31 protein-coding genes are annotated in these 25,868 nt (G+C 67.8%); 20 read left to right on the forward strand and 11 right to left on the reverse strand.

Annotated features, from left to right (window positions below; translation table 11 throughout):
- Positions 1–52: 52 nt before the first annotated feature.
- The gene (lgt, locus tag IWC96_RS08745) at positions 53–850 is read right to left on the reverse strand and encodes a prolipoprotein diacylglyceryl transferase (protein WP_021697292.1); all 798 of its coding nucleotides are present in this window, start codon (positions 848–850) and stop codon (positions 53–55) included.
- Between the two features lie 178 nt (positions 851–1,028).
- Complete coding sequence (gene hmgA / locus IWC96_RS08750) at positions 1,029–2,342, reverse strand: homogentisate 1,2-dioxygenase (RefSeq protein WP_021697291.1); 1,314 nt, start codon at positions 2,340–2,342, stop codon at positions 1,029–1,031.
- A gap of 387 nt (positions 2,343–2,729) precedes the next feature.
- On the opposite strand from hmgA, the gene IWC96_RS08755 reads away from it, so the two are divergent.
- Positions 2,730–3,053 carry a winged helix-turn-helix transcriptional regulator gene (locus IWC96_RS08755; RefSeq protein WP_196838755.1) on the forward strand — a complete coding sequence of 108 codons (324 nt, stop codon included), beginning with the start codon at positions 2,730–2,732 and terminating at the stop codon, positions 3,051–3,053.
- Here IWC96_RS08755 and IWC96_RS08760 read toward each other — a convergent pair.
- A complete protein-coding gene (locus tag IWC96_RS08760; protein WP_021697288.1) occupies positions 3,050–3,406 on the reverse strand; it encodes a response regulator in 357 nt (118 codons plus the stop codon). The two genes, IWC96_RS08755 and IWC96_RS08760, sit on opposite strands and share 4 nt — an antisense overlap.
- 13 nt (positions 3,407–3,419) lie before the next feature.
- Positions 3,420–4,871, reverse strand: coding sequence for a PAS domain-containing protein (locus tag IWC96_RS08765; protein WP_196838756.1), 1,452 nt, complete (start codon positions 4,869–4,871; stop codon positions 3,420–3,422).
- Positions 4,872–5,138: 267 nt separating this feature from the next.
- Between IWC96_RS08765 and IWC96_RS08770 the strand changes: the two genes are divergently transcribed.
- The 17 genes from IWC96_RS08770 (at position 5,139) to tdh (ending at position 19,179) form a co-directional block, all read left to right on the forward strand.
- A complete protein-coding gene (locus tag IWC96_RS08770) occupies positions 5,139–5,843 on the forward strand; it encodes a TorF family putative porin (RefSeq protein ID WP_021697285.1) in 705 nt (234 codons plus the stop codon).
- A gap of 57 nt (positions 5,844–5,900) precedes the next feature.
- A complete protein-coding gene (locus IWC96_RS08775; protein ID WP_021697284.1) occupies positions 5,901–7,859 on the forward strand; it encodes a methyl-accepting chemotaxis protein in 1,959 nt (652 codons plus the stop codon).
- Positions 7,859–8,137 carry an STAS domain-containing protein gene (locus tag IWC96_RS08780; protein WP_021697283.1) on the forward strand — a complete coding sequence of 93 codons (279 nt, stop codon included), beginning with the start codon at positions 7,859–7,861 and terminating at the stop codon, positions 8,135–8,137. The genes IWC96_RS08775 and IWC96_RS08780 overlap by 1 nt, the downstream gene beginning before the upstream one ends.
- Positions 8,134–8,496 (forward strand): response regulator, encoded by a 363-nt coding sequence (locus IWC96_RS08785; protein WP_021697282.1) that lies wholly within the window; start codon positions 8,134–8,136, stop codon positions 8,494–8,496. Before IWC96_RS08780 ends, IWC96_RS08785 begins: the two co-directional genes overlap by 4 nt.
- Positions 8,497–8,509: 13 nt before the next feature.
- The gene (locus tag IWC96_RS08790) at positions 8,510–10,717 is read left to right on the forward strand and encodes a chemotaxis protein CheA (RefSeq protein WP_021697281.1); all 2,208 of its coding nucleotides are present in this window, start codon (positions 8,510–8,512) and stop codon (positions 10,715–10,717) included.
- Between the two features lie 3 nt (positions 10,718–10,720).
- On the forward strand, positions 10,721–11,188 hold the full coding sequence (locus tag IWC96_RS08795) for a chemotaxis protein CheW (protein ID WP_021697280.1): 468 nt from the start codon (positions 10,721–10,723) through the stop codon (positions 11,186–11,188).
- Entirely contained in the window at positions 11,185–12,069 is an 885-nt protein-coding gene (locus IWC96_RS08800; RefSeq protein ID WP_021697279.1) for a protein-glutamate O-methyltransferase CheR, read from the forward strand. The genes IWC96_RS08795 and IWC96_RS08800 overlap by 4 nt, the downstream gene beginning before the upstream one ends.
- A complete protein-coding gene (locus IWC96_RS08805; RefSeq protein ID WP_021697278.1) occupies positions 12,066–13,118 on the forward strand; it encodes a chemotaxis response regulator protein-glutamate methylesterase in 1,053 nt (350 codons plus the stop codon). Before IWC96_RS08800 ends, IWC96_RS08805 begins: the two co-directional genes overlap by 4 nt.
- A 1-nt stretch (position 13,119) precedes the next feature.
- Complete coding sequence (locus IWC96_RS08810; protein WP_021697277.1) at positions 13,120–13,509, forward strand: response regulator; 390 nt, start codon at positions 13,120–13,122, stop codon at positions 13,507–13,509.
- Positions 13,509–14,054, forward strand: a complete 546-nt coding sequence (locus IWC96_RS08815; RefSeq protein WP_045319011.1) for a chemotaxis protein CheD — start codon at positions 13,509–13,511, stop codon at positions 14,052–14,054. Before IWC96_RS08810 ends, IWC96_RS08815 begins: the two co-directional genes overlap by 1 nt.
- A complete protein-coding gene (locus tag IWC96_RS08820; RefSeq protein WP_021697275.1) occupies positions 14,054–14,389 on the forward strand; it encodes a hypothetical protein in 336 nt (111 codons plus the stop codon). The genes IWC96_RS08815 and IWC96_RS08820 overlap by 1 nt, the downstream gene beginning before the upstream one ends.
- Positions 14,390–14,391: 2 nt before the next feature.
- Positions 14,392–14,991, forward strand: coding sequence for a two-component system response regulator (locus tag IWC96_RS08825; RefSeq protein WP_021697274.1), 600 nt, complete (start codon positions 14,392–14,394; stop codon positions 14,989–14,991).
- Complete coding sequence (locus tag IWC96_RS08830; RefSeq protein ID WP_196838757.1) at positions 14,988–15,458, forward strand: hypothetical protein; 471 nt, start codon at positions 14,988–14,990, stop codon at positions 15,456–15,458. The genes IWC96_RS08825 and IWC96_RS08830 overlap by 4 nt, the downstream gene beginning before the upstream one ends.
- Positions 15,455–15,853 carry a hypothetical protein gene (locus IWC96_RS08835; protein WP_021697272.1) on the forward strand — a complete coding sequence of 133 codons (399 nt, stop codon included), beginning with the start codon at positions 15,455–15,457 and terminating at the stop codon, positions 15,851–15,853. Before IWC96_RS08830 ends, IWC96_RS08835 begins: the two co-directional genes overlap by 4 nt.
- 62 nt (positions 15,854–15,915) lie before the next feature.
- Positions 15,916–16,827, forward strand: coding sequence for a DUF4232 domain-containing protein (locus tag IWC96_RS08840; protein ID WP_196838758.1), 912 nt, complete (start codon positions 15,916–15,918; stop codon positions 16,825–16,827).
- 71 nt (positions 16,828–16,898) lie between these two features.
- Entirely contained in the window at positions 16,899–18,089 is a 1,191-nt protein-coding gene (locus IWC96_RS08845; RefSeq protein WP_021697269.1) for a glycine C-acetyltransferase, read from the forward strand.
- 49 nt (positions 18,090–18,138) lie between these two features.
- Positions 18,139–19,179, forward strand: coding sequence for an L-threonine 3-dehydrogenase (gene tdh, locus IWC96_RS08850; RefSeq protein ID WP_200865112.1), 1,041 nt, complete (start codon positions 18,139–18,141; stop codon positions 19,177–19,179).
- 3 nt (positions 19,180–19,182) lie between these two features.
- Here the strand turns inward: tdh and IWC96_RS08855 are convergent, their stop codons facing one another.
- The 5 genes from IWC96_RS08855 to IWC96_RS08875 are packed head-to-tail and all read right to left on the reverse strand — an operon-like array spanning position 19,183 to position 21,794.
- A complete protein-coding gene (locus IWC96_RS08855) occupies positions 19,183–19,767 on the reverse strand; it encodes a thermonuclease family protein (protein ID WP_021697267.1) in 585 nt (194 codons plus the stop codon).
- A 59-nt stretch (positions 19,768–19,826) separates the two neighbouring features.
- Complete coding sequence (locus tag IWC96_RS08860; protein ID WP_021697266.1) at positions 19,827–20,174, reverse strand: DUF1428 domain-containing protein; 348 nt, start codon at positions 20,172–20,174, stop codon at positions 19,827–19,829.
- Between the two features lie 23 nt (positions 20,175–20,197).
- Positions 20,198–20,686 (reverse strand): VOC family protein, encoded by a 489-nt coding sequence (locus tag IWC96_RS08865; RefSeq protein ID WP_021697265.1) that lies wholly within the window; start codon positions 20,684–20,686, stop codon positions 20,198–20,200.
- Entirely contained in the window at positions 20,683–21,354 is a 672-nt protein-coding gene (locus IWC96_RS08870; RefSeq protein WP_021697264.1) for a dihydrofolate reductase family protein, read from the reverse strand. The genes IWC96_RS08865 and IWC96_RS08870 overlap by 4 nt, the downstream gene beginning before the upstream one ends.
- 2 nt (positions 21,355–21,356) lie before the next feature.
- Entirely contained in the window at positions 21,357–21,794 is a 438-nt protein-coding gene (locus IWC96_RS08875; RefSeq protein WP_021697263.1) for a VOC family protein, read from the reverse strand.
- 57 nt (positions 21,795–21,851) lie between these two features.
- Here IWC96_RS08875 and IWC96_RS08880 point away from each other — a divergent pair, with 57 nt between their 5' ends.
- The gene (locus IWC96_RS08880; RefSeq protein WP_021697262.1) at positions 21,852–22,535 is read left to right on the forward strand and encodes a helix-turn-helix domain-containing protein; all 684 of its coding nucleotides are present in this window, start codon (positions 21,852–21,854) and stop codon (positions 22,533–22,535) included.
- 2 nt (positions 22,536–22,537) lie between these two features.
- Here the strand turns inward: IWC96_RS08880 and IWC96_RS08885 are convergent, their stop codons facing one another.
- Together IWC96_RS08885 and IWC96_RS08890 are read right to left on the reverse strand one after the other, a co-directional pair.
- On the reverse strand, positions 22,538–23,548 hold the full coding sequence (locus tag IWC96_RS08885) for a ThuA domain-containing protein (protein WP_021697261.1): 1,011 nt from the start codon (positions 23,546–23,548) through the stop codon (positions 22,538–22,540).
- 46 nt (positions 23,549–23,594) lie between these two features.
- Complete coding sequence (locus IWC96_RS08890; RefSeq protein ID WP_021697260.1) at positions 23,595–23,804, reverse strand: flagellar basal body rod C-terminal domain-containing protein; 210 nt, start codon at positions 23,802–23,804, stop codon at positions 23,595–23,597.
- A gap of 192 nt (positions 23,805–23,996) precedes the next feature.
- On the opposite strand from IWC96_RS08890, the gene IWC96_RS08895 reads away from it, so the two are divergent.
- The gene (locus tag IWC96_RS08895) at positions 23,997–25,853 is read left to right on the forward strand and encodes a DEAD/DEAH box helicase (RefSeq protein WP_196838759.1); all 1,857 of its coding nucleotides are present in this window, start codon (positions 23,997–23,999) and stop codon (positions 25,851–25,853) included.
- The last annotated feature ends 15 nt before the right edge of the window (positions 25,854–25,868 follow it).

Raw genomic sequence — 25,868 nt, forward strand, 5'->3', positions numbered from 1 at the left:
CAGCGTCCCGGCAAGCGGAAATTCCCAACTGTCATGGGCGGGAAGCGGACAGTCATGCTGCCCTGTCCGGCTTATTGCGCAGGGCAAAGACCAGCAGCACTAAGCCCAAGACCACCATGGGAACAGAAAGCGCCTGCCCGCGCGTGAAAATCCAGATGTAGGAGGCGTCAGGTTCGCGGGTGAATTCCACCAGAAAACGAATAACGGCATAGCCTGCCAAGAAGATGCCCGCCGCGAACCCGCGTGAGAGACGCAGGTGTCTGTTAGCGGTGATGGCCAGCAGCACGATAAGAAGGAACAGACCCTCTCCGATGGCTTCGTACAACTGGCTGGGGTGGCGGGGCAGCGGGCCGGCTTCCGGGGATGGAAACACCACCGCCCAAGGCACGGTGGTCACCCGACCCCACAACTCGCCATTCACGAAGTTCGCCAGACGGCCGAGCAGCAGGCCGATGGGGGCCGCTGTCGCGATCAGGTCCGCTACGGTCATCAACGGAAGGCCGTTCCACTTGCAGTATAGGACCACAGCCAGCAAGACGCCGATCAGCCCCCCATGAAACGACATTCCGCCGTCCCAGACCCGGAGCATCTGGGCCGGATTTTCGAGATAGAAATCGAGATTGTAGAATACGATGCTTCCGATCCGCCCCCCCAGCAAGACGCCGACCATGGCGTAGGTGAATACGCCTGAGACGCTGTCGTAGCTGAACGGATAGTCTTTGTACGTTGTCATCAGGCGCTGGATGAGCAGCATGCCGAGAATGAAGCCCGCTACATAAGCGATCCCGTACCAGCGAATGGCGAGGGGACCCAGTTGGAGCGCGACAGGATCAATCTCCGGGAAGGGCAAATGCTATTCTCCTCGCTCTTCCACGCGACCGGCGGATCGGACGACCGCTGCGACTGTTTAGTGGCGTTTGCGTTCCCAGAGGCGAGCCAGCGCGCGGCTCGCGGACTCGCCCTGACCTAACACCGACTTGATCCGCGTCCGCAATGGGTCGCTGGCAGTCTACGCTACAGCGCCCAGCCTACTCCACCTTGCCCTTCTCGAACCCCGTCCAGACGTCGTCGTAGTCCAGCTGCATGGCCGGGGTTTCGACGGCCCATGCCGTGGGGCGGAAGACCCAGCGGCTCTCGAACATGAAGGCGAGGGTGTTGTCGATCTTGTGCGGCTTCAGGTCCGCCTTGATGGCCTTGTCGTAGGCGGCCTGGTCGGGGCCGTGGCCGCTCATGCAGTTGTGCAGGGACGCGCCGCCGGGGGCGAAGCCGCCGCCTTCCTTGGCGTCATACGCGCCGTGGATCAGGCCCATGAACTCGCTCATGACGTTGCGGTGGAACCACGGCGGGCGGAAGGTGTCTTCGGCCACCATCCAGCGGGGCGGGAAGATGACGAAGTCGCAGTTGGCCACGCCGGGGGTGTCCGACGGGCTGGTCAGCACCGTGAAGATGGACGGGTCGGGGTGGTCGAAGCTGACCGTGTTGATGGTGTTGAAATTGGCCAGGTCGTATTTGTACGGCGCGTGATTGCCGTGCCAGGCGACCACATCCAGCGGCGAGTGATCCAGTTGCGTGGACCACAGGCCGCCGAGGAATTTCTGGATCATCTGCACGGGGCGGTCCACGTCCTCGAACCAGGCGACGGGGGTGAGGAAGTCGCGCGGATTGGCCAGACCGTTGGCGCCGATGGGGCCCAGGTCGGGCAGGCGGAAGGGCTCGCCGTAGTTCTCGCACACATAGCCGCGCGCCGAGCCGTCCGGCAGATCGACCCGGAAGCGCACGCCGCGGGGGATGACCACGATCTCGCCGGGAGCGGCGTGGATGCGGCCCATCTCGGTGAACAGGTCCAGGGCGCCGTCCTGGGGCACGATCAGCAACTCGCCGTCGGCGTTGTAGAACACCCGGTCGGTCATGGAGGCGTTGGCGGCGTACAGGTGCACGCCGATCCCCGCCGTGGCCGCCGCGTCGCCGTTGCCCACATAGGTGACCAGCCCGTCGACCCAGTCGGTGGGGGCGTCGGGCAGGGGCAGGGGATCCCAGCGCAGGCGGTTGGGCGTCGGGGGCTGTTCGGTGAAGGGACCCGTGCGGAACAGCTTCGCCCCGTCATAGGGGGTGAAGGCGCCGTGGTTGGCGCTGGGCCGAAGCCGGTACAGCCACGAGCGGCGGTTGGCGTGTCGCGGCGCTGTGAAGGCCGTGCCCGTCAGCTGTTCGGCGTAGAGGCCGAAAGGAGTCTTCTGCGGCGAGTTGCGGCCCTGGGGCAGGGCGCCGGCCACGGCCTCGGTGGCCACGTGGTTGCCGAGGCCGGGCATGTAGCCTTCGGGCGCGCCGGAAAGGGGCTGGGTCATGGCGTCGGTCTCCCATGGCGCCCGCTCGGGGGGCGGACGTTCGTGATTGTCCGCCTTGGCATAGAGCTTCCGGGCGCGGGGCGCCAACCCCCGTCAGAGACCCTGTCTTGTCCACCGGTTACCTTCAGGAGGGGCAGTCAAAGCAGTCCATGCGGCAATGTGTTCACGCAATGATGAGGTTTGGAAAGGTGCAAATGCATGCGGAATATGCACTTCTGATTGACGGGGCACTGTTCAGGGTAGGGAATGCCGGTACTGACTGAAGCGCGCATTCGCGAAGACTACTGCCGGGCAGCACCGGCTTTGTTATCAGCGTTAAACGACTATCTCATTGTTTCACGGCGACAGGCGAATGACCTCGACCGGCAACTCGTTTTGCTAATCATAATGCTTCGCAGCGCCATGGCCCGCGGCTTCGCCGATCTGCCGTCCGAGAAGGTCCTGTCCGGTGACCTGGACGCCCTGCCGACCCTGTGGACCAACATCCGTTCGATCGCCGATTCCACCGGCATCCCGCGTGAAACGGTGCGGCGCAAGGTCAATGATCTGATCAAGGATGGGCTGGTGAAGCGCTCGGGCCAGCTTCTGACCATCACGCCCCGCGCCTTTCCCGACAGCCGGTTCGTGGTCGACAAGTTCATTCGCCTGGCCGCCGTCAGCCATGCGACGGTCGAGAAACTGGTCGAAAACGACGCCCCGCCCGGGGTCTAGCCGATCCGGGACTGCAGGGCTTTCGCCACCTCGGCGGACAGCACCGGTTTGGCGAAGAAGACGCTGTCCTTCACGCCCTGATCCGCCCACTGGCTGGGATCATTGCCGGAAATGTAGATCACGGTGACGTCCGGGTTGACCGTCCTGGCGTGACGCGACACGTCGAACCCGGTTTCCTCCGCCGACAGGTTGAGGTCCACCACCAGCCCGCTGAGATCGGCGCCCTCCTCATCCAGGCGCGCGCGGGCGCCGGCCGGATCGCTGGCCATCACCACCTCGAATCCGGCCCGGGTCAGTTCAGCCTCGAGGGTGAACAGCACCAGGGTTTCATCTTCGACCACCAGAACACGCATGGGATCCCTCAATTCATGCGGCCGCGCCGGAACGCGTCCAGACGGAATGGGTAAGCGGGAACTCGAAACAGGCCGCCGCGCCCTTCTTGCGATGGAAGAAGACCCAACTGCCCTGGAACTCATGACGGACGGCGTGATCAATCAGGCGATGCGCGAAATCATCACCATCCTTAGAGAAATCACACAGGTCTGGCGACACACAGATCAGATGGAGGCGCCCGGCACGCTGGTGTGCCCGGATTCGCGGTCCTGTCGAACCCGGTTTTGTCGCCGCGCCCGATGACTGAAGCATTTCGTGAAACATCAATCCAAGGGTGATTGCGGCCTTCGGCGTGAGCGTGGCGGTGCGGCCGCCGCCGCTCACAAGGCCTGGCCCGAACAGCGGACGCGCGACGGCGTCAAAAACGGCCTCCACCGAAACCTCCGGGCCATGGCGGTTCAGCAGGGCGTTGATCGCCGCAAGCGCCGACAGCCGGGCCCCGAAGACGGTTCGAAACCGCTCCAGTGAGGGCGTCCGCGCCGCGCTCTGTTCGGCCAGGGCCACGACCACCGCCAGGATGTTGCCCAGACGATGGGCCAACTCGTCCCTGAGGAACTGCTGCACGGCCAGGGCCTTCACCTGCTCGGTCACGTCCTGGCCGCGGCAGAATATGGCTTCGACCTGACCGTCGTCGTTGATCAGCGGCTGCAGGGTCAGATCGAGGTAGCGATCCTCGTCAGCCTCGGCGGTCATACGGAATGGCCGGGCGAGGGCGGTGAACGGCAGGCCTGTGTCCCGCATCTCGTCCAGGCGCCGCAGGATCTCGCGACCCTGATCCGACCGCACGACGTCGCGCAGGGAGCGGCCGAGCAGCTGCGCGTCGCCGGCGGCCCGCTTCATGGCGGGGTTGATCATTTCGAACACGTGGTCGGGGCCCACCACCAGCGCCATCATGTCCGCCGCCTGATCGAACATCTGGCCGAGGCGCCGCCGCTCCGCCCACACCAGCGCGCCGCCCGGCCCCGCCTCCTCCGCGATGTCCGTGTCCCCGGTGCGGCCCATGGATATGGCCGCCGTCACCTCTGACGCCGTCAGCAACAGGCAGGGGCGGCCATCCAGAACGCAGGGCGAGGCGCACAGGCGCCACCACGCTTCCTGCGCCGGCAGCCGGCTGTCCTTCTGGATGTCGTACCGAAAGATGGGGGGGCGGATGACCTCCCTATTCGCCAGCGCCTGCCTGACGGCGTCGAGGATGATGCGGCGGCTGGCCGCCCGCCTGGCGTCCCGGCCCAGGAGGCTGTCGGCAAAGGGGCGGCCGATCAGGGGGCCCACCTCGTCCGGCGTGGTGGCCTTGAAGGCAACGTTGGCGAACAGGACCGTCTGGTCCGGCGCCAGCAGGATCTGGAAGTCGGGCGAGGCGTCAAGAACCGCGATGAGTTCAGGGGGCAAAGTATAGCCGCCCGGTGTGGCTGTGGCGGACGTCACTGTTTCGGCGTCCGGTGAGGACTCAGATTTCGCATCCGGGGGACCGTACGGCAGATAACACTGTGTTCCCAAGGCATAACGCATGACACCGGTGTCGAAAATCATTCGCAACGACCCATTTTGGGTCACAGATAGATCCGGAAAGCGCTGCTATTTCGATTTTGGTAAGGACTGATCGCGTTATCTGCAATCTGTATAACGCGTATATTTTCCAATTAACCCTATATTTCTCAAGTAGAATGCTGAGTGAGGTTTATATTGACTAATATGTATTCCGGAGCCGCCTGTATTGCGGCTGTTTCTTCGGTCGTTGCTTTGGGTTTTTCTTCCACCGAAGCTCAAGCTCAGGCGGCTTCGCCCGCCATCGACTGGTCAGCTGAAATCGGCGTCGCGACGGAATATGTCGGGAAAGGCCTGGGCAAAAGCGACGGTGACCCCAGCATCTTCGCCGGCGTCCAGGCCACCCACGGCGCTTTCTACGCCAAGGTCTGGGTCTCCAGCGCCGACCTGCCCCAGGGATCGACTGCCGAGATCGTCTCGTCGATCGGCTACAAAACCCGCTGGGCGGGCAACGGGCTGAACTTCTCGGTGGTGAACCGCGATCTCCCCGGCACGCGGTCGGGCATCGACAGCAACTATTTTGAATTCCAGACGGACATCTCCCGGCGCCTTGGCCCGGTGAACACCCGTCTGCGCGTCAACTACACGCCCGACGGTTTTTCCGCCACGGAAGAGGCCTGGTGGATCGAGCTGAACGGCTCGGTGAGTGTGGCCGACGCCACCCGTGTCAGCGCCGCCTTCGCCAATCGCGCGGCCGAGAACGGCGCGGACTACAACGCCTGGAACCTGGGCGTGAACCACGGACTCACCGAAAACCTGGCCCTGGATGTGCGCTGGTACGACACCGACGCGCACTTCCGCGGCGACCGCTACGACGGCCGTCTGGTGGCCGCCCTGACCGCTTCCTTCTGAAACCCGAGCTTCTCTGGCGGCGCCCCCGCTTCAAGACCCCTCTGAAAGGCAGTTCCCGTGAACCTGAACAATCTAAAGATCGGTCAAAAGCTGGCCATGGCCTTTGCAGCAGTGGTGGTCGTCATCGCGGCCACGGGCACGGCTGTTTTTCTGAATGTCCTGGATATTGAGAACGCGCGCCAGGAATACAGCACCGCCAGTCAGAGCATCCGAACCACCCAGGAAGCGCAATTTTACGTGGCGCGTCAGGAAAACGCCTATCGCGGTTATCTGGTGTCGGGCGATCCCTACTACATTGAACGCCTGGACTCGCACCGGGCAGTTTTCAAGGAAAAGCTCGGCCAGCTTCGAACGGAGGGCGCCGGCCATCCTGAAGTGCTCGAGCTGGTGGACCAGGTCGAGGCCGCCGCGGATGCCTGGTACGTGAATGTGGTCGAGGTCGGCCGTGAGTTGGCGGCGGACCCGGCGACTCGGGCCCAGGCGATCGCCATGGTGGGCCGTGAAGGCGTGGCCGATACATACATCACCCCCGCCGAAGACGGCATGGACGCCCTCATTGAAGCCGAAGAAGCCATTCTGACGGGCGCCCGTAACCACCAGACTCAAGCCGGCAACATGGCCAACACCGTGTTGATCGGAGGCATCTCGCTGGCCGCCGTGATCGCGGCGGGCCTCGGGTTACTGATGACCCGCACCATCGCCAAGCCGGTGGTGAACATGACCACCGTCATGCGCAAGCTGGCCGGCGGAGACAAGACCATCGAGGTGCCGGGCGCCGGCCGCAAGGATGAGATCGGCGACATGTCCGCCGCCGTCCTGGCCTTCAAGGACGCCGCCATCGCCAATGACCGTCTGGAAGGCGAGGCCGCCGACCAGCGTCGCATGACCGAGAGCGAGCGCGCCCGCGCCGAGGCCGAGCGGGCCGAGGCCGCCCGCCAGCAGGCCGCCGTGGTCGAAGCCCTGGCCGAGGGCCTGGAGCAGCTGAGCAAGGGCAACCTGACCTATCGCCTGACCCAGACCTTCCCGGAGGACTATCTGAAGCTGCAGAGCGACTTCAACGCGGCCATGGGCCAGCTGAAGGACGCCATGAGCACGGTGGTCACCAATGTGGCCGCCATCCGCTCGGGCGCCGGCGAGATCAGCCAGGCCGCCGACGACCTGTCGCGCCGCACCGAGCAGCAAGCCGCCAGCCTGGAAGAGACCGCCGCCGCCCTGGACCAGATCACGGCCACGGTCCGCAAGACCGCCTCGGGCGCCAAGCAGTGCTCCGACGTGGTGTTGGCCGCGCGCGGCGACGCCGAGAAGAGCGGCGAGATCGTCCGCGACGCCGTGGGCGCCATGAGCGCCATCGAACAGTCCTCCACCCAGATCAGCCAGATCATCGGCGTGATCGACGAAATCGCCTTCCAGACCAACCTGCTGGCCCTGAACGCCGGGGTCGAGGCGGCGCGGGCGGGTGATGCGGGCCGCGGATTCGCGGTGGTGGCGTCCGAAGTGCGGGCCCTGGCCCAGCGCTCGGCCGACGCGGCCAAGGAGATCAAGACCCTGATCTCGTCCTCTGGAACCCAGGTCGGCGCCGGCGTCAGCCTGGTCGGCCAGACCGGCGAGGCCCTGAACCGGATCGTGGAGCGCGTCGCCGAGATCGACGGCCTGATCTCCGAGATCTCCGCCTCGGCCCAGGAGCAGGCCACCGGCCTTCAGCAGGTCAACACCGCCGTCAACCAGATGGACCAGGTGACCCAGCAGAACGCCGCCATGGTCGAGCAGTCCACCGCGGCCAGCCACTCGCTGGCTCAGGAAGCGGATCAGCTGAACGAGTCGGTCTCGCGCTTCGAGATCGGCGAGAAGGACCGCACCGCCTCGGCTCCCGCGCACGCGCCCAAGCCCGCAGCCAAGCCCGCGGCCAAGCCCTCCGCCGTCCAACGCACCGTCACGGCCCTGAAGGCCATGGGCGCCGGCGGCGCGGCCCGCAAGCTCGAGACTGTGGCCGCCGAAGACGGCTGGGAGGAGTTCTGATGACGGCCGTGCGCCTGCCGGCGGTGCTGGATATCCGCGCCGCCGGGACGCTCCGGGAAGATCTGCTGGCCCTGCGCGGGTCGGACATCGTCCTGGACGGCGGCGAAGTGGAGCGGATCGGCGGCCTGTGTCTGCAGGTGCTGATCAGCGCGAAGAAGACCTGGGCCATGGACGGAAAGGCGCTGACGCTGGCGCCTCTCTCCGACGCTCTGACCGAACAACTTGCGGCCTATGGCTGCGCGGACCTGAACACTGATCTCGTTGGGGCGACAGGATGAAGACCGTATTGACCGTCGATGACTCGCGCACAATGCGGGACATGCTGATGATGGCCCTGAAGGACGCTGGCTATCACGTCATTCAGGCCGAGGACGGCGTGCATGGGCTGGAGACCCTGAAGGCGCATGGCGCCGACGTGGTCATCACCGACATCAACATGCCGCGCATGGACGGCTTCGGCTTCATCGAGGGCATGCGCGCTGATCCCGACTATCGGGGCACGCCCGTCCTGGTGCTGACCACCGAAAGCGACGCCGCCAAGAAGCAGCGCGCCCGTGATGCGGGGGCGACCGGCTGGATCGTCAAGCCGTTCGATCCCGTCAAGCTGGTGGACGCGGTTCGCCGGGTCGCGGCCTGAGCGGGAGCGCCACATGACCGAAGATCCCTTCGAGGCCATCAAGGCGACCTTCTTCCAGGAATGCGAGGAGCTGCTCGCCGACCTGGAAGCCGGGCTGCTGGCGCTGGAGAACGGCGAGGGCGACGACGAGACCATCAACGCCGTGTTCCGCGCGGTGCACTCGGTCAAGGGCGGCGCCGGGGCCTTCGGCATGGAAGCGCTGGTGCGCTTCGCCCATGTCTTCGAGACCCTGATGGATGAGCTGCGCGCGGGCCGCAAACCCTGCGACGACGCGACCATCAAGACCCTTCTGCGCGCCTCTGACGTGCTGAACGACCATGTGGCCGCCGCCCGCGGCGCGGGCGCGCCGGTGGATGAGGCCCGTTCGGCCGGCCTGGTGGCCGAGCTGGAGGCCTTGACCCACGGCGACGCCGCGCCCGCCGCGTCCGCCGCCGCACCCGAAGCGGACGAAGACGAATTCGGCTTCAAGCCCGTTCAGTTCGACCCGATGGATCTGGCGCCCGCTGCGGCGCCCGCGACGTCCGGCGGTGGTGATTGGCGCATCGTGTTCCAGCCCAACGCCGCACTTTACGCCAAGGCCAATGACGCCGGCCTGTTGCTGCGCGAACTGTCGCGGCTGGGCGAGGCGACGGTCGAGATCGACGCCAGCGGCGTGCCGATGCTGGACGTCCTGGAGCCGGAAGAGGGCTGCCTCAGCTGGACCATCCGCCTGCCGGGCGCGGTGGACGAGGCGGCGATCCGCGAAGTCTTCGAATTTGTCGACGGCGACTGCGACCTGGCCATCCTGCGCGACGAAGCGGAGGCCCCGCCGGTCGAGTTCGTCGCCGCACCCGTGGCTGCGCCTGCACCCGATCTGGACATCACCGCCCTGTTGGCCGCCGCCCAGGCGCAGGTGCAAGCGCCCGCCGAGCCGGCCGCGCCGGCGCCGGAACCGGCCCCCGTGATCGCTGCGCCTGCGGCGGAGGCCAAGGCGCCGCCGGCCGCGCCCGAGACGGCGGCGAACGCCCCCGTCGCCCAGGCGCCCGTGACCATCCGCGTCGACCTGGACCGGGTCGACCGTCTGATCAATCTGGTGGGCGAGCTGGTGATCCAGCAGGCCGTGCTGGCCCAGCGGGTGAGCGAGACCGCCATGATCCGCGCCACGGGCGTGGGGCAGGGGCTGGAAGACCTGGAGCTGCTGACCCGCGAGATCCAGGACAGCGTCATGGCCATCCGCGCCCAGCCGGTGAAGTCGGTGTTCCAGCGCATGCCGCGTCTGGTGCGCGAAGTCGCCCAGATGACCGGCAAACAGGTGCGCCTGGTGACCGAGGGCGAGGCCACCGAGGTGGACAAGACCGTCGTCGAGCGCCTGGCTGAACCCATCACCCACATGCTGCGCAACGCCATCGACCACGGGCTTGAGAAGCCCGACAAGCGGGTGGCCGCCGGAAAGTCCGCCGAGGGCCAGGTGCGCCTGGCCGCCCTGCACCGCTCGGGCCGCATCGTCATCGAGATCTCCGACGACGGCGCGGGCATCAACCGCGAACGGGTTCTGGGCATCGCCGTCGAAAAGGGCCTGGTCGAACCGGACACCCAATTGAGCGACGAACAGATCGACAACCTGATCTTCATGCCCGGTTTTTCGACCGCTGAGACCATTTCCGACGTCTCGGGCCGGGGGGTGGGCATGGACGTGGTCAAGCGCTCCATCCAGTCGCTGGGCGGACGCATCTCGATCACCAGCAAGCCCGGCGAAGGCTCCACCTTCACCATGAGTCTGCCGCTGACCCTGGCGGTTCTGGACGGGATGGTGGTGTCCAGCGCCGAACAGACCCTGGTCGCCCCGCTGGCCGCCATTGTCGAGAGCCTGACCCCCCGGGCCGAGGACATCCATCTGGTCGGCGGCCATACGCCCGTGATCCGGTTCCGCGACGAGTTCGTTCCCCTGGTCGACGTGGCCGCGACCCTGGGCTTCGGCATCGGGCCGGAACCGGCCTCGACCGGCGTGGCGCTGATCGTCGAGGCCGAGGGCGGCGCCAAGGCCGCCCTGCTGGTGGACGCCATCCAGGGCCAGCGCCAGGTGGTCATCAAGAGCCTTGAGACCAACTATCAGGCCATCGACGGCGTGGCTGCCGCCACCATTCTCGGTGACGGCCGCGTGGCCCTGATTCTCGACATCGACGCCCTCGTCTCGAACACGCGCCGTTCGGTGCGCAAACCCGACCTCAAGCTCGCGAGCTGATCCATGACCGAAGCCAACATCCAGACCGGCGCCCGACGTGAACTGATCGCCTTCCGCATCGGCGAACAGGAATTCTGCGTGGACATCATGGCGGTCCGGGAGATCCGCGGCTGGACCCCGGCCACGCCGCTGCCGCGCACGCCCGGCTACATGAAGGGCGTCATCAACCTGCGCGGCGCCGTGCTGCCGATCATCGACCTGTCGGGCCGGTTCGGCCTGGGTGTCACCGAGCCCAACGCCCGCCATGTCATCATGGTGGTGCACATCCGCGATCGCACCATCGGCCTGCTGGTCGACGCGGTGTCCGACATCCTTCAGCTGACCGACGACCAGGTCCAGCCCACGCCCGACGTGGCGGCGGACGAGGTCAAGGCGTTCGTGAAGGGCATCTTCGCCATCGACGGCCGCATGATCAGCCTGATCGCCCTGGACCGCATCCTGCCGACCGAACCGGAGGCAGAAGCGGCATGACCCAGACCGCCGACAGGGTGCGCCCGGCGAAGGAGACATCGCTGGTGCAGGGCGAGTTCGCCTTCACCGCCGAGGATTTCCGCCATATCGCCCAGGTGCTGCATTCCCATGCCGGCATCGCCCTGACCGAGGCCAAGGCGGCCCTGGTCTATTCGCGCCTGGCCAAGCGGCTGCGCGCCCTGGGCCTGCGCAGTTTCCGCGATTACTGCACCCTGATCGACGGCGCGGACGGTCTGGACGAGCGTCAGGCGATGTTCGCGGCCCTGACCACCAACGTCACGCGCTTCTACCGCGAACCCCACCACTTCGATCACCTGCGCGACAAGGTCATGCCGGCCCTGGCCGAGCGGGCGCGTCAGGGCGGACGGGTGCGGTTGTGGTCCGCCGCCTGCTCGAACGGGCAGGAACCCTATTCCATGGCCCTGACGGTGCTGTCGGTCCTGCCCGAGGCGGCCGACCTGGACGTACGGATCCTGGCCACCGACATCGACCCGAACATGGTGGCCGAGGGCCGCCAAGGGCTCTATTCCGCCGAAACGCTGGAGCCGGTGCCCGACACCCTGCGTCATCGCTGGTTCAAGCGCGAAAGCGGCGGCGACCGCATGCTGTATGCTGCGGCGCCCGAGCTGCGCCGGATGATCACCTTCAACGAGCTGAACCTGATCGGCGACTGGCCCATGAAGGGCAAGTTCGACGTGATCTTCTGCCGGAATGTGGTGATCTATTTCGACGACCAGACCCAGGAGACGGTCTGGAGCCGCTTCCTGCCCCTGATGAATCCCGGCGGAACGCTCTACATCGGCCACTCCGAGCGCGTTTCAGGTCCCGCCACGGCGCGGCTGCGCACCAGCGGCCTGACCACCTATGAGGCCGCGCCATGACCGTGACGGTTCTGGTGGTGGACGACTCCCCGACCATGCGCGGTCTGATCTCGGCCGCCCTCAAGCGCGATCCGGAGATCGAGGTGCTGGGAACGGCGGGCGATCCGCTGGAGGCGCGCGAGGCCATCAAGCGACTGAACCCCGACGTCATCACCCTGGACGTCGAGATGCCCAACATGAACGGGCTGGAATTCCTCGAGAAGATCATGCGCCTGCGGCCCATGCCGGTGGTGATGGTCTCTACCCTGACCCAGGCGGGCGCCGACGTGACCCTGGCGGCGCTGGAGCTGGGCGCCGTGGATGCTGTGGGCAAACCGTCGGGCGGCGTGACCGCCATGGAGGCCTTCGCGGACCTGCCCCAGCGCGTGAAGGCCGCCGCCGGCGCCCGCGTGCGCACGGTGAGCGAAACCCGGGGCCCGTCCGTGGACGCCGCCTGGCGCGCCCGGCCGGATCATGTGGTGGCGCTGGGCGCCTCCACCGGGGGGGTTGAGGCCCTGATCACGGTGTTGTCGGCCTTCCCTGCGAACTGCCCGCCCACCGTCATCACCCAGCATATGCCGGCGACCTTCACCAAGAGCTTCGCGGCGCGGCTCGACAAGCTGTGTGCGCCGTCGGTCAAGGAAGCCGAGGACGGCGATGTCCTGCTTCCCGGCCGCATCTTCCTGGCCCCCGGCGGCCTGGCGCATCTGGAGGTTTCGCGCGGGTCCTCGCCGCGATGCCGGCTCAGGGCCGCAGACACGGTCAGCGGCCACCGGCCTTCGGTCGATGTGCTGTTCGAATCCGTCGCCCGACTGGACCAGCAAGCGGTGGGCGTCCTCCTGACCGGCATGGGTCGTGACGGGGCGCAGGGGCTGCTCGCCATGCGTCAGTCCGGCGCCCGAACCCTGGGCCAGGACGAGTCTTCCAGCGTCGTCTACGGCATGCCCCGTGCCGCCTACGAGCTGGGCGCCGTGGAGCGCCAATTGCCCCTCGGCCGCATCGGCCCCGCCATTCTTGATCTTGTTTCCGCCGCCTCCCCGGCCGCCTCCCAGCCTGCAGAGGTTCAGTGACATGCCCGCCGCTTCCGCCATCCAGACCCTGATCGTGGACGACCAGCTGACCATGCGCAGCCTGATCCGCGCCAGCCTGCAGCAGATCGGCGTCGTCAATCTGCGCGAGGCCAATGACGGCGAGGAGGCCCTGCGCGCCATGATCGCCCAGCCGGCGCATCTGGTGATCTCGGACTTCAACATGCCGAACCTGGACGGTCTGGGCCTTTTGCGCGCCATCCGCGCCCATCCGCCCACCAGCAAGTCCGCCTTCATCATGCTGACCGGCCGGGCCGACAAGGAGCTGGTGCAGCGCGCCGTGCAGTTCGGCGTCAACAACTACCTCGTGAAGCCCTTCACCGCCGGCCAGCTGAAGGAGAAGATCGAGGGCGTGTTCGGTCCGCTGACATGATGAATGCGGAGATTCTCACGGCCCCCCCGGCCTCGGTGCGCCTGCATGTGGGCCAGGGCGAGCATCTGATCACCGGCGACCCGCAGGTGATGCTGACCACCATCCTGGGGTCGTGCGTGGCCATGTGCCTGCGGGATCCGGTCGCGCGGATCGGCGGCATGAACCATTTCCTGCTGCCGTCGGGCCGCACGGACGGCGCCGATGAGGGCCGCCGCTACGGCGCCTACGCCATGGAAGTGCTGATCAACGGCGTTCTCACCGCGGGAGGGCGCCGCGACCGCCTTGAGGCCAAGCTGTTCGGCGGCGGGCGCATGTTCGACGGCCTGGCCGACGTGGGCGTGGCCAATGCGAATTTCGCCGAGAAATTCCTGGCCGACGAAGGCATTCCGATCATCGCCTCCAGCCTGCGCGGGCACGGCGCCCGGCGGGTCCAGTTCTGGCCCGCCACCGGCCGGGCCCTTCAGAAGTCCGTCAGCGACCGTCCCGTGGAGCGTCGCGTTCCGCCGCCGGTGGTCGCCGACTCTGGCGAGCTGGAGCTGTTCTGATGAGTATCGACGCCCGCTTCCTGGCCGCCCTGTCCGACGAACTGGCGCACGGCCGCGCGATGGCCGAAGGCCTCGCGCCGCTGCTGTCGGCGGCGCCGTCGGCGGGTCAGCACGAGGCCATGGTCCGCGCCCAGGGTCTGGACATGCTGGTGCAGCATCTGGACGCCCTGGCCGCCATGACCGCGCGCGTCGCCGAGGGCGACTGCCCCCGGAACGCCGTGGTCGCCGCCCCGCTGGGCGGGCTGGTGGAGCGCATGCGCGCCAGCCTGAACGGGGAAGCCGCTCCCGCGATCTCACATCCGCCGCCTTCGGGCGACCTGATGCTGTTCGACTGATCATGTCCCGCGCCATCTCCCCAGAAACGCGGATCAACCTGGAGCGCACCTCCGCGCTGCTGATCAACGACAATCCGCAAGGTCTCGATATCCTCAGCTCCATTGTTCAGGGCTTCGGCCTGAAGGAGCAGATCAAATCCGCCTCGCCCGACGACGCGCGCGGCGTCATCAAGCGGCGCTCGGTGGACATGGTGCTGGTGGAGTGCGCGTCGGCGGCCGAAAGCTGCGACTTCGTGCGGTGGATGCGCCGGGAGGGACCCAAGACCAGCGCCTACACCCCTGTCATCATCCTGACCGGCCACGCCTCGGAAGGCTTCGTGGCCAAGAGCCGGGACTGCGGGGCCAGCTTCATCGTGACCAAGCCCCTGACGCCCATGGTCCTGCTGCAGCGAATCCTGTGGCTGACCAAGGACCAGCGCGAATGGGTGGAGTGCGAGACCTATGTCGGGCCGGACCGGCGGGTGCGCAATTACGGCCCCCCCCTGGGCATGGCCGGCCGCCGGGCGGGCGATCTGTCCGCCCATGTGGGCGTCGCCCTTGAGCCGAACATGGACCAGTCGGACATCGACATGCTCCTGAAGCCGCAAAGGGTTGCCCTGTGACCGCCGCATCAGACAACGCCCGTATGTTCAAGGTCAGACCGACCCTCGCTGATCAGATCCGCCTGCCCGGCGGGAAAAAGGTCGGCGAGGCCGTGGCCGCCGCCGACGCCGCCCTGGACGATCAGCGGGCCTCGGCCGTGGAGGGCCTCCATCTGGGGGTTGAGCGTCTGGAGGCCCTGTGTCGCGAACGGTCCGAGGGGGGCTTCGCCTCAATCTATCCTCTCGCCGCCAACCTCGCCGGGACGGCCGGATTCTTCGAGACGGGACCCTTCTACCGCGCCGTCTACAGCCTGTGTGAGCTGACCGAGAAGCTGGGCGCCGCCGGGCGCCGCGACTGGTCGTCGGTCGATGTCCACGTCCGGTCCTTGCGCCTGATCCTCACCACGGGCTTCGACGATGGCCCTGAGGCCAAGGCGATGCTTGACGGACTGTCGTCGCTGGTCCGCCGGGTGGAGGCCGCGCCATGAAGCCCGGGATCGAGATTGATGACGCCTGTCGCCGCGTCGTCCTGACGTGTACTTTCAACGTCATGGCGCGTGATCTGAACGGCGCCCTGCTCGGCCTGGTTCTCGAGAAGCCCGAACGGGCGGACCATGACTTCATCATCGATCTGCGGGAATCGTACGGCGACGGATCCCATGACGACGTGGTGCGGACGGCGGAGACCTTCCGGGCCTGCGGGGCGGGGCGCCGGGCCTCGCACACCTGCTTCATCAGCTTCGATGCGGGCTTTGTTGACTGGGCGCGCACCATGGATTTCTGCTTCACCAACCGGACCCACCACGTGTTCTCGACGCCCGAGGAAGCCCATGCCTTTCTGGACCGGCGACAGGATGGGCGCCGGGCCGTCGCCGCGGCCTGAACCGGCAAGCGGAGCCTTTGCGGGCGAACAGCGTTAATCTTCGGCGCAAACCGGAGACGTCCATGACCACCCGCACCACCCTGTCCATCCTCGCCGTGTCCTGCCTGGCCCTGAGCGCGGCCGCCTGTTCGCGGGAGGAGGCGCCGGTCGAGGCGGTGGATGACGTTCCCGTCGCCGAGCAGCCCGAAGCGCCGCCCGCGCCGGAAGTCAGCTACGCCTGCGAGAGCGGCCGCTCGCTGAGCGTGCGCTATGTGGATTCCGCCAGCGCCGAGGTCACTTACGAAGGCCAGACCTACACCCTGAACATCGCCCGCTCGGCCAGCGGCGCGCGCTATGCGGGTCCCGACCTGGAATGGTGGACCGCCGCGCGGGGCGATCAGGAGACCGCGACCCTGAGCCGCCTGGGGCCCAATGAGGACGTGGGCTCCACGGTGCTGGAGCGCTGCTCGCGTCCGGCCAATACGGTGCTGCCGCCGCGCGCGCCCGGCGAAGCCGAGGGACTGGAGGCGGCGGACCCGGACATGGCCCCGCCGTGCCGCGGCCCGGCCCTGCGCCTGGCGCGTGAGGGCGGCGATGCGGGGGCGGGCAACCGTCAGGTGGTGATGTCCCTGACCAACGCCGGATCGACGGCCTGTTCGGTCCGGGGCTATCCCGGCCTGGTGCTGCGCGACGCGGACGGGGACGATCTGGATCAGGTCCGCACCGTCCAGCAGTCGGGCAACTATTTCCGCGCCGGGCAGACGCCGGAAGCGGTGGAGCTGGAACCCAACGGCAAGGCGTATTTCGATCTGTCCTACAGCGCCGTACCCCATGAAAACCTTGGCGAGACCCGCTGCCCGTCGGTCGCCGAGGTGATCGCGCGGGCGCCGGGCGATACGGCGGATATTCCGCTGGATCTGGAGATCCAGCCCTGCGGCCGTCAGGTCCGGGTCAGCCCGCTGCGTCCGGTCCGGGACGGCTCGCGACCGGACTGAGGACGGGTGGCCTTGGGCGCGGATTCGGCGTAACTCGCGCCCATAGCTGAATCCCCGACCCCGGAGACACCATGCCCGCGCAATTCCATACCCGTGTCCGCGCTGAACTGGACTCCATCGACCAGCAGGGCCTGACCAAGCCCGAGCGGGTGATCGCCTCCCGTCAGGGCCCGGTCATCACGGTGGCGGGCCGTGAGGTCCTGAACTTCTGCGCCAACAACTATCTGGGTCTGGGCGGCGATGAGCGGGTGGCCCGGGCCGGCATCGCGGCCACCGAACGCTGGGGCTCTGGCACGGCCTCGGTGCGCTTCATCTGCGGCACGCTGGAGATCCACAAGGAGCTGGAAGCCGCCATCGCGGGCTATCTGGGCTTTGAGGACGCCATCCTGTTCGCCGCCGCCTTCGACGCCAACGGGGGGCTGTTCGAGCCGCTGTTCGGGGAGGAGGACGCCATTGTTTCCGACAGCCTGAACCACGCCTCGATCATTGACGGCGTGCGCCTGTGCAAAGCGAAACGCTACCGCTTCGCCAACTCCGACATGGATGAGCTGGAGGCGAAGCTGAAGGAGGCCCGCGGCGCCGGCGCCCGCGACATCATCATCGCCACCGACGGCGCCTTCTCCATGGACGGCTACATCGCCCGGCTGCAGGACATCCGCGTGCTGGCCGACAGGTACGACGCCCTGATCATGGTGGACGACTGCCACGCCACGGGGTTCCTGGGCGAGAAGGGCAGGGGCTCCTACGCCCATCACGGGGTCAAGGTGGACTTCGTCACCGGCACCTTCGGCAAGGCGCTGGGCGGGGCCATGGGCGGGTTCATCTGCGCCACCACCGAGGTGGTTCAACTGCTGAAGCAGCGCGCGCGGCCCTATCTGTTCTCCAACGCCCTGGCGCCCGCCGTGTGCGGCTCCAGCCTCGAGGCCATCCGCATCGCTCAGGGCGAGGAAGGCGACGCCCTGCGCAAGCAACTGACCGCCAACGCCGCGCGGTTCCGGGGCGCCATGACCGAGGCCGGCTTCGACCTGCTGCCCGGCGAGCACCCCATCATCCCGGTGATGCTGGGCGACGCCAAACTTGCCCAGGATTTCGCCGCGCGCATGCTGGAGCTGGGCGTCTATGTGATCGGGTTCTCGTTCCCGGTCGTGCCGCGCGGCGCGGCCCGCATCCGCACCCAGATGTCAGCCGCCCACACCTTCGAGCATATTGACCAGGCGGTCGAAGCCTTCACCACGGCGGGCAGGGAGCTTGGGGTTATCTGACCTCGCCGACCGACACCCAAGGACTCAGGAAGACCACATGACCCAGACCATGAAGGCCCTCGCCAAGACCCGGCCCGCCGAGGGCCTCGAGCTGATCGACGCGCCCGTGCCGGTCGCCGGGCCCGAGGACGTGCTGATCCGCGTCCAGCGCACGGCCATCTGCGGCACGGACATCCACATCTGGAACTGGGACGAGTGGAGCCAGAAGAACGTGCCCGTCCCCATGATCACCGGCCACGAGTTCTCCGGCGAGGTGGTCGCGGTGGGCAAGGACGTGGACCGTCCCATCAAGATCGGCCAGCGGGTCTCGGTCGAGGGTCACGTCATCGACCTGAACAGCGAGGCGGCCCGCGCCGGCCACTTCCATCTGGATCCGGCCACCCGGGGCATCGGCGTGAACCGCCAGGGCGGCTTCGCGGAGTTCGTGGTGGCCCCCGCCTTCAACGTCATCGAACTGCCCGACGAGGTGCCGTGGGAGATCGGCGCCATCCTCGATCCGTTCGGCAATGCGGTGCACACGGCGCAGCAGTTCGACCTGCTGGGCGAGGACGTGCTGGTCACCGGCGCGGGCCCCATCGGCATGATGGCCGCCGCCGTGGCCCGTCACGCGGGCGCGCGCACCGTGGTGCTGACCGACATCAACGACTTCCGGCTTGAGCTGGCCCAGAAGGTGGCCCCGGGCGTGCGCACGGTGAACACCACGAAGGAAGACCTGCACGACGTGATCCACGAGCTGGGCATGAAGGTCGGCTTCGACGTGGCGCTCGAAATGTCCGGCTCGCCCATCGCCTTCAAGCAGTGCGTCGACACCCTGATCATGGGCGGCGGCATGGCCATGCTGGGCATTCCGTCAAAGCCCATGGTGACCGACTGGGGCGCCATCATCCTCAAGGCCCTGACCATCAAGGGCGTGTACGGGCGTGAGATGTTCACCACCTGGCGCAAGATGCTGGGCCTGCTCAAGGCCGGGCTGGACCTGACCCCGCTGATCACCCACCAGTTGCCCTACGACCGCTTCGAAGACGGCTTCGAGGCCATGCGGTCCGGCCAGTCGGGCAAGGTGGTTCTGGACTGGTCGAAGATCCGCTGACGCTCAGGACGCGCGCCGCCACGCCTCCGGCTGGGTGAAGCCGTAGGCCCAGGCGCCGGCGTTGTCGCGGCGGGCGGCCCGCTCCTCCAGGACATAGCGGTGGGAGTAACGGGTGTAGGCCACAGCATGGCCCTGACGGACCATGGCCGCGCCGAGGTCCTGGCCGCCCGCGTTGCACACGGCGACGACGCGGCCGTAGCGGTCGCGATCCATCCTGACGCAGGTCACGGAGCGGCCGCCCACCAGATTGCGCAGGGCGTTGGTGGAGGCCTGGCCGCAGGCATGGCCGCCGCACATCTGGCGCATCTCGAAGGCGTCGATGCCGTGCAGCCGGATGCTCTGGCCGCCGATCTCCAGCCCGTCGCCGTCGACAACGCGGGCGTAGCCGGAAATGTGGGCGGCTGACGGCGAAGGCAGGGAGGCGGCGGTCGCCGACGGCAGCGGCGGCAGGTCGGTGTTCAGCGTCGCTTCGATCCAGTCCGGTTTCAGGATCACCACCACCGAGACGACGGCGGCGACAATGATCCCGCGCTCCAGCGGGCTCAGGCGGCGAAAACGGCGGCGGCGAAAAGAAAAGGCGCGGCTCATCCGGGCAGGATGGCCGCGCCATGGTTAGGGCTCCGTCATCACAGATGGTGAACGGGGACTCAGACGTCCAGGATAGGGCTGAAGCCGCCGTAGATCATGCGCTTGCCGTCGAAGGGCATCTCCATATTGGCCATGCGCGGGTCCTCCATCATCTTGGCCCAGCCGGCGTCGCGGGTGGCCTTGTCGGGCCAGGTGATCCACGAGAACACCACGCTTTCGCCCTCCTTGCGCTGAACCGCGCGGCGGAAGTCGGTGACCTTGCCGTCGGGCACGTCGTCCTCCCAGCACTCGACGCAGCGCTCGGCGCCGAACTCCTTGAAGATGTCGGCGGCGAATCTGGCGTGCTCCAGATAGGCGTCCTTCCTGTCGTCCGGCACGGCGGCGATCATTCCGTCAACATAGCTCATGGGTCGTCTCCTTTGTGGATTGGTCAGGCGTTTGCGGCGGCCCGTTCCAGGGCGGCGATGTCGATCTTCTTCATGGACATCATGGCCTCGAAGGCGGCCCTGGCGCGGGCGGGATTCGGGTCGTCGTAGAACTGCATCAGGCGGCGCGGCGTGATCTGCCAGTTCACGCCCCAGCGGTCCTTGCACCAGCCGCACTGGCTTTCGGCGCCGCCGTTTCCAACGATGGCGTTCCACAGGCGGTCGGTCTCGGCCTGGTCGTCTGTCATGACCATGAACGAAACGGCTTCGGTCTGCGGGAAGATCGGGCCGCCGTTCAGACCCAGATACTCGCGGCCGGCCAGGGTGAACTGGACGACCAGCTCCTCGCCCTCGGCGGTCGAGGGGTTGTCAGCCGGGCTGGCGTGGACGGTGTCGATCCGGCTGTCGGGCAGGCCCAGGGAGACGTAGAATTCCGCAGCCTTTCGCGCTTGGCCCGTGTCGTACCAGATGCAGGGGACGATCTTGTCGGTCATCGGGATAGCTCCTGTTCGCCGTTGATGTCGGCGCGGCGTTTCACTTCGTCCTCCGACGGCGTCTCCATGGCGAAGGAGCCGCTGGAGACCTCGCCCGCGCGCTCGTAGCAGGCGACCACGACCCCCGGATCGGTGGTGCGCGAGCCGAGCAACTGGAGACCAGCAGGGGCGGCCTCGCCGTGGAACAGCCGCTTTCCGCGACCGAGCACGAGAGGGAACACCAGCAGGGTGAACTGGTCGACCAGATCGGCCTTCAGCAGAGACTGGATCAGGCCGGACGAGCCCTGGGTCAGCAGGTCAGGGCCCTCCTCGGCCTTCAGCGCCCGCACGGCGGACACGGCGTCCGGCCCGATGGCGTGGCTGTTGGTCCAGTCCAGCGGGCGGGGCGAGCGGGTGGCCACATATTTGGGCATGGCGTTCAGCGTGTCAGCAAAGGCGTCGGTCTGGTGCGGCCAGTGGGCGGCGAAGATGTCGTAGGTCTTGCGGCCCAGCAGCAGCGCCCGGGGCGGGGCGAAGAAGCGGTCGACTTCCTCGCCCAGCGCCTCGTCGAAGTGGGGAAAGACCCAGCCGCCATGGGCGAAGCCGCCCGAACGGTCTTCTTCCGGCCCGCCCGGCGCCTGCATGACGCCGTCGAGGCTGATGAAGGCGGCGACATGGAGCTTGCGCATGATCAGGCTCCTGCGGGCTCGAGCGCCTCGGCGCCCTGCGCGGCGGCCGCCGGGTCCATCCACATGACTTCCCAGATGTGGCCGTCCGGGTCAGCGTAGCTGCGGCCGTACATGACCCCGAAGTCCTGGGTGGGGGTGGGATCGGCGAGGCCCCCTGCGGAGACAGCGCGCGCCGTGGCGTCATCGACCGCCTGGCGGCTGTCCTCGGACACGCACAGAAGCACCTGGGCGCTGTGGTGGGCGTCCGGGATGACCCGGTCGGTGAAAGTGGCCCATTTGGCGTGGGTCAGCAGCATGACGTGGATGACGTCCGAGATCACCATGCAGGCGGCGGTGTCGTCCGAGAACAGGGGGTTCTTCACGGCCCCGACGGCCTCGTAGAAGTCGATGGAGCGATTGAGATCGGCGACGGGCAGGTTGATGAAGATCATCCGGGTCATGGGGCTCTCCGTTCGTTGTGATGGACATCCTGTCCCCATGTGTTATGTAATGCAAGTATGAAGTTAGAAAAAATAACTAACAAGGTCGGGCGGGCCTACAACGACGCCTGCGGCACGGCCCATGGGCTGGAGTTGATCGGCGAGCGCTGGGCGCTGCTTGTGGTCCGGGAGCTGATGCTGGGGCCCAAGCGGTTCGGGGATCTGAAGGCCGATCTGATGGGGATCAGCGCCAATGTGCTGACCCAGCGTCTGGAGGGGCTGGAGGCCGCGGGCATCGTGACGCGGCGCAAGCTGGCGCCGCCCGCCTCGGTGCAGGTCTATGACCTGACGGACTGGGGCCGCGAGGCCGAGCCCATCATCATGACCCTGGGGCGCTGGGCGGCGCGGTCGCCGGGCCACGACCCGACCCTGCCGCTGAGCGGGGTGTCCATGATGCTGTCGCTCAGGACCATGATCGACAGCGTGAAGGCGGGCGATCTGCGTCTGGACGCCGGCTTCGTGTTCGGCGACGAGACCTATCGCGCGCGGCTGGCGGACGGTGAGCTGTCCGTGGCCCGCGGCGATGTGGACGGGGCGGACTTCGTGATCACCGCCACGCCGGAGATGACGGCCGCGGCGGTGTATGGCGATCAGCCCCTGACGGCGATGGAGGCCGCCGAGGTGGTGAGCGTGACGGGTGACAAGGCTCTCGCACAGCGCTTCATTGATCTCTACACCCTGCCGCCCAAGGCGGGGACGTAGGCCTACGCCCGTTCCAGCACCTCACGCCGCAGGGGCGCCACGGCGGCGGTCAGAGCGTCCTCGTCGCCCTCATGGTCGATCAGGGCGGTGATGCGGCGGCCCATGTCCAGCAGCCAGGCCGGGCGCTGGCCTGTCAGTTCGTCCGTGACGGCGGGATCGTCGCCCGACCAAGTCAGCAGGGCGCGAATGCTGTCCACCGCCTGATCCAGCGGATTGGGGTCCGCGTCGATGCGCCCGGCGCCGCCGGCCCACTGCACCGCCTGCACGATCTGGTCGCGGAAGCGCGGGTCGCTCCATGTGGAGGGGGTGTGGCCCAGGTTGGTGTAGAACAGCCGCCCGTGGCCGATCTGGCGCACCCAGGTCACCGGCACGGCCCACGGCCGCTTCGTCGGCGTGCGGGCGAGGTCCAGGCTCTGCAGCACACGGACCCGGGTCGGGTCAAAGCCCTGATACTGGTAGATCTCTTCGCGATAATCCAAGACCTCGGGCCACATGGCCACGGTGGGGTGGTCGCCGTGGGTGCGGATGCGGATGGGATCGCCCTGATTCCACGGATGGCCCGCGAAGTCGCCGCCGATCATGCCGACCCACGCCTCGCGTCCGCCCGGGAAATCCAGCCCGGTGTCGGCGGCGCTGTGCAGGCCGACGAACCCGCCCCGGCCCGAGGCGAGCCACGCCTGAATGGCCTGCCACGACTGCCGCGGGATGGGCAGGGCGCCGGTGGTGTAGACCACCAGCACGTCCAGCTCGGCCAGCAGGGCGGGGGTGATCTCCGAGGCGTCCTGGGTCGCGCGGGTGGTGAAGGCGCCGGACGCGCGGCCGATCTCGGTCATGGCCAGTTCCGACATGGCCAGGCCGCCGTCGTCGGGTCGGGCCACCGTATTGTGCAGCCATCCGACCGACTGGCTGAGATACAGCACCCGCTGGGTCCGTCGAGGCCGGGCGTGGGCGATCGAGGGCGCGGCCAGGGCGGCGGCGCCGACGCCCAGCAGCGCCTGACGGCGATGGATCATGCATTCCTCCCGTGTCGCCGGGAGTCTAGCGGCGGGGGAGGGCGGGTTAAACCGTCTTGTCCAGCAGGGTCCCGATCATCTCGTCGGCGGTGCGGATGACCACGGCGTTGGCCTTGAAAGCGTGCCCGGCGGTGATCCGCTCGACCATCTCTTCCGCTAGATTGTTCAGCGGCGCGGCGGCGGTGCGGCGCGCGGAGGCGTCGAAGCGTTCGGCGGCGGACATCATGCCGGCGGCGGCGATGGACAGGGCCTGCATGGCGGTCTCCTCTTACCCCGCCACAGTGACGCGACGGCGTAACCGGACCGTTCAGGAACAGGGTGAATCCATAAGTGAACGCAATACCGCCGCTATTCGTGTATAGTGCCCGCTTTCCAACGCCCGGCCCGGTGCATAACCGGCCGGGCGCGGTCGTTTCCACGGCCGCCCAAGTCAAGATTCAGGTTTCCAATGCCCTTTCCCGCCATTCACCCCGCGCTCGATCGCGCGCTCGTCCAGCGCGGCTATGCCGAACCCACCGCCGTGCAGGACGCCGTTCTGGAAGCGGGGCTGACCGAGGCCGACCTGCTGGTCTCGGCCCAGACCGGCTCGGGCAAGACGGTGGCCTTTGGTCTGGCGGCGGCGCCGACCCTGCTGGGTGAGGCCGAGCGCTTCGGCCAGACCCGCGCCCCGCTGGCGCTGGTGATCGCGCCGACGCGCGAGCTGGCCATGCAGGTGGCGACCGAACTGACCTGGCTGTACGCCGACACCGGCGCCCGCATCGCCACCAGCGTGGGCGGTATGGACGCGCGTCAGGAAGCCCGCGCCCTGAACGTCGGCGCCCACATTGTGGTCGGCACGCCCGGCCGCCTGAAGGACCACATCGACCGTCGCAATCTGGATCTGTCGGCCCTGAAGGTCGTGGTGCTGGATGAAGCCGACGAGATGCTCGACATGGGCTTCCGCGAGGACCTTGAGTACATTCTGGAGCAGGCGCCCGCAGAGCGCCGCACCCTGATGTTCTCGGCGACCATCGCCCGCGAAATCGCCACCATGGCCAAGCGCTATCAGCGCGACGCGGTGCGCATCGACACCACCAACCGCAGCCAGCCGCACGGCGACATCGAATACCGCGCCATGCGCATCGCGCCGAACCAGATCGAGCACGCGGTGGTCAATGTGCTGCGCTTCTTCGAGGCGCCGGGCGCCCTCGTGTTCTGTTCGACCCGCGAGGCGGTCAAGCATCTGCAGGCGGCCCTGCGCGAGCGGGGCTTCTCCTCGGTCGGCCTGTCGGGCGAACTGAGCCAGCGCGAGCGCACCGATGCGCTGCAAGCCCTGCGCAGCGGTCAGGCCCGCGTGTGTGTGGCCACCGACGTGGCGGCGCGCGGTCTGGACCTGCCCGATCTGGGGCTGGTCATCCACGCCGAACTGCCGGTCAACAAGGCCACCCTGCTGCACCGGTCTGGCCGCACCGGGCGGGCGGGCAAGAAGGGCGTGTCCGTCCTGCTGGTCCCCTCCACCCGCCGCCGCAAGGCCGAGATGCTGCTGGGCGCCGCCGGACTGGACGCCACCTGGAGCGCCGCGCCGGGCATCGACGAGATTCTGGCCCGGGATGAAGAGCGCCTGCTGGCCACACCGATCTTCGACCAGACGGTGACCGACGAGGACTTCGCCCTGGCGAAGAAGCTGGCGGCCGAGCGCACGCCGGAAGAACTGGCCTGCGCCCTGGTGCGGCTGATGCGGGCCGAGATGCCGGCGCCCGAGGATCTGGTGGATCCGGGCGAGGGACCGCGCGGACGGCGCGAGCCCGGCGCCGCGCCGAACGCCTCGGCCTGGCCCACTGACCGGCTGCAGCCCGACGAGGTGACCTGGTTCCGCGCCGACATCGGCCGCCAGAAGAACGCCGACCCCAAATGGCTGATCCCGCTGATCTGCCGTCTGGGCGGAATCACCAAGAAGGACATCGGCTCAATCCGCGTGTTCCCCGACGAGACCCGGTTCGAGATTTCCCTGGCGGCCCAGGCCGGGTTCCTCGCCTCGGTGAAGGCGGCCAAGGGCGCCGAGGTGGCCATCACCCCGTCCGAGGCCCCGAACCAGGGCTTTGGCGGACCCCGCCCCAAGAAGCCCTTCAAGCGCCGCGAGAACGACAACGCCCAGAACCGCCCCGCGCCCTACCGCCCCGAACGGACGGCCTCGGCCGCGCCTGCGGCTGAAGGCGACGCCCGCCCGTTCGACCGCAAGCCCTACAAGGGCAAGCCCAAGCCCGGCTTCAAACCCGGCCCCAAGGCGGGCAAGCCGACCTTCAAGAAGAAGCACCGGGCGGAATAGGCGGCCCGCCTGACG

The organism is Brevundimonas sp. BAL450 (assembly GCF_015767455.1).
GTDB classification, from domain to species: Bacteria; Pseudomonadota; Alphaproteobacteria; order Caulobacterales; family Caulobacteraceae; genus Brevundimonas; species Brevundimonas abyssalis.

Coding starts and splice junctions, on each gene's coding strand:
- hmgA (WP_021697291.1), bottom strand. CDS start 2,342: ATGACCCAGCCCCTTTCCGGCGCGCCCGAAGGCTACATGCCCGGCCTC.
- IWC96_RS08755 (WP_196838755.1), top strand. CDS start 2,730: ATGCTTCGCAGCGCCATGGCCCGCGGCTTCGCCGATCTGCCGTCCGAG.
- IWC96_RS08760 (WP_021697288.1), bottom strand. CDS start 3,406: ATGCGTGTTCTGGTGGTCGAAGATGAAACCCTGGTGCTGTTCACCCTC.
- IWC96_RS08770 (WP_021697285.1), top strand. CDS start 5,139: ATGTATTCCGGAGCCGCCTGTATTGCGGCTGTTTCTTCGGTCGTTGCT.
- IWC96_RS08780 (WP_021697283.1), top strand. CDS start 7,859: ATGACGGCCGTGCGCCTGCCGGCGGTGCTGGATATCCGCGCCGCCGGG.
- IWC96_RS08785 (WP_021697282.1), top strand. CDS start 8,134: ATGAAGACCGTATTGACCGTCGATGACTCGCGCACAATGCGGGACATG.
- IWC96_RS08790 (WP_021697281.1), top strand. CDS start 8,510: ATGACCGAAGATCCCTTCGAGGCCATCAAGGCGACCTTCTTCCAGGAA.
- IWC96_RS08795 (WP_021697280.1), top strand. CDS start 10,721: ATGACCGAAGCCAACATCCAGACCGGCGCCCGACGTGAACTGATCGCC.
- IWC96_RS08800 (WP_021697279.1), top strand. CDS start 11,185: ATGACCCAGACCGCCGACAGGGTGCGCCCGGCGAAGGAGACATCGCTG.
- IWC96_RS08805 (WP_021697278.1), top strand. CDS start 12,066: ATGACCGTGACGGTTCTGGTGGTGGACGACTCCCCGACCATGCGCGGT.
- IWC96_RS08810 (WP_021697277.1), top strand. CDS start 13,120: ATGCCCGCCGCTTCCGCCATCCAGACCCTGATCGTGGACGACCAGCTG.
- IWC96_RS08815 (WP_045319011.1), top strand. CDS start 13,509: ATGAATGCGGAGATTCTCACGGCCCCCCCGGCCTCGGTGCGCCTGCAT.
- IWC96_RS08820 (WP_021697275.1), top strand. CDS start 14,054: ATGAGTATCGACGCCCGCTTCCTGGCCGCCCTGTCCGACGAACTGGCG.
- IWC96_RS08825 (WP_021697274.1), top strand. CDS start 14,392: ATGTCCCGCGCCATCTCCCCAGAAACGCGGATCAACCTGGAGCGCACC.
- IWC96_RS08835 (WP_021697272.1), top strand. CDS start 15,455: ATGAAGCCCGGGATCGAGATTGATGACGCCTGTCGCCGCGTCGTCCTG.
- IWC96_RS08840 (WP_196838758.1), top strand. CDS start 15,916: ATGACCACCCGCACCACCCTGTCCATCCTCGCCGTGTCCTGCCTGGCC.
- IWC96_RS08845 (WP_021697269.1), top strand. CDS start 16,899: ATGCCCGCGCAATTCCATACCCGTGTCCGCGCTGAACTGGACTCCATC.
- tdh (WP_200865112.1), top strand. CDS start 18,139: ATGAAGGCCCTCGCCAAGACCCGGCCCGCCGAGGGCCTCGAGCTGATC.
- IWC96_RS08855 (WP_021697267.1), bottom strand. CDS start 19,767: ATGAGCCGCGCCTTTTCTTTTCGCCGCCGCCGTTTTCGCCGCCTGAGC.
- IWC96_RS08860 (WP_021697266.1), bottom strand. CDS start 20,174: ATGAGCTATGTTGACGGAATGATCGCCGCCGTGCCGGACGACAGGAAG.
- IWC96_RS08865 (WP_021697265.1), bottom strand. CDS start 20,686: ATGACCGACAAGATCGTCCCCTGCATCTGGTACGACACGGGCCAAGCG.
- IWC96_RS08870 (WP_021697264.1), bottom strand. CDS start 21,354: ATGCGCAAGCTCCATGTCGCCGCCTTCATCAGCCTCGACGGCGTCATG.
- IWC96_RS08875 (WP_021697263.1), bottom strand. CDS start 21,794: ATGACCCGGATGATCTTCATCAACCTGCCCGTCGCCGATCTCAATCGC.
- IWC96_RS08880 (WP_021697262.1), top strand. CDS start 21,852: ATGAAGTTAGAAAAAATAACTAACAAGGTCGGGCGGGCCTACAACGAC.
- IWC96_RS08885 (WP_021697261.1), bottom strand. CDS start 23,548: ATGATCCATCGCCGTCAGGCGCTGCTGGGCGTCGGCGCCGCCGCCCTG.
- IWC96_RS08890 (WP_021697260.1), bottom strand. CDS start 23,804: ATGCAGGCCCTGTCCATCGCCGCCGCCGGCATGATGTCCGCCGCCGAA.
- IWC96_RS08895 (WP_196838759.1), top strand. CDS start 23,997: ATGCCCTTTCCCGCCATTCACCCCGCGCTCGATCGCGCGCTCGTCCAG.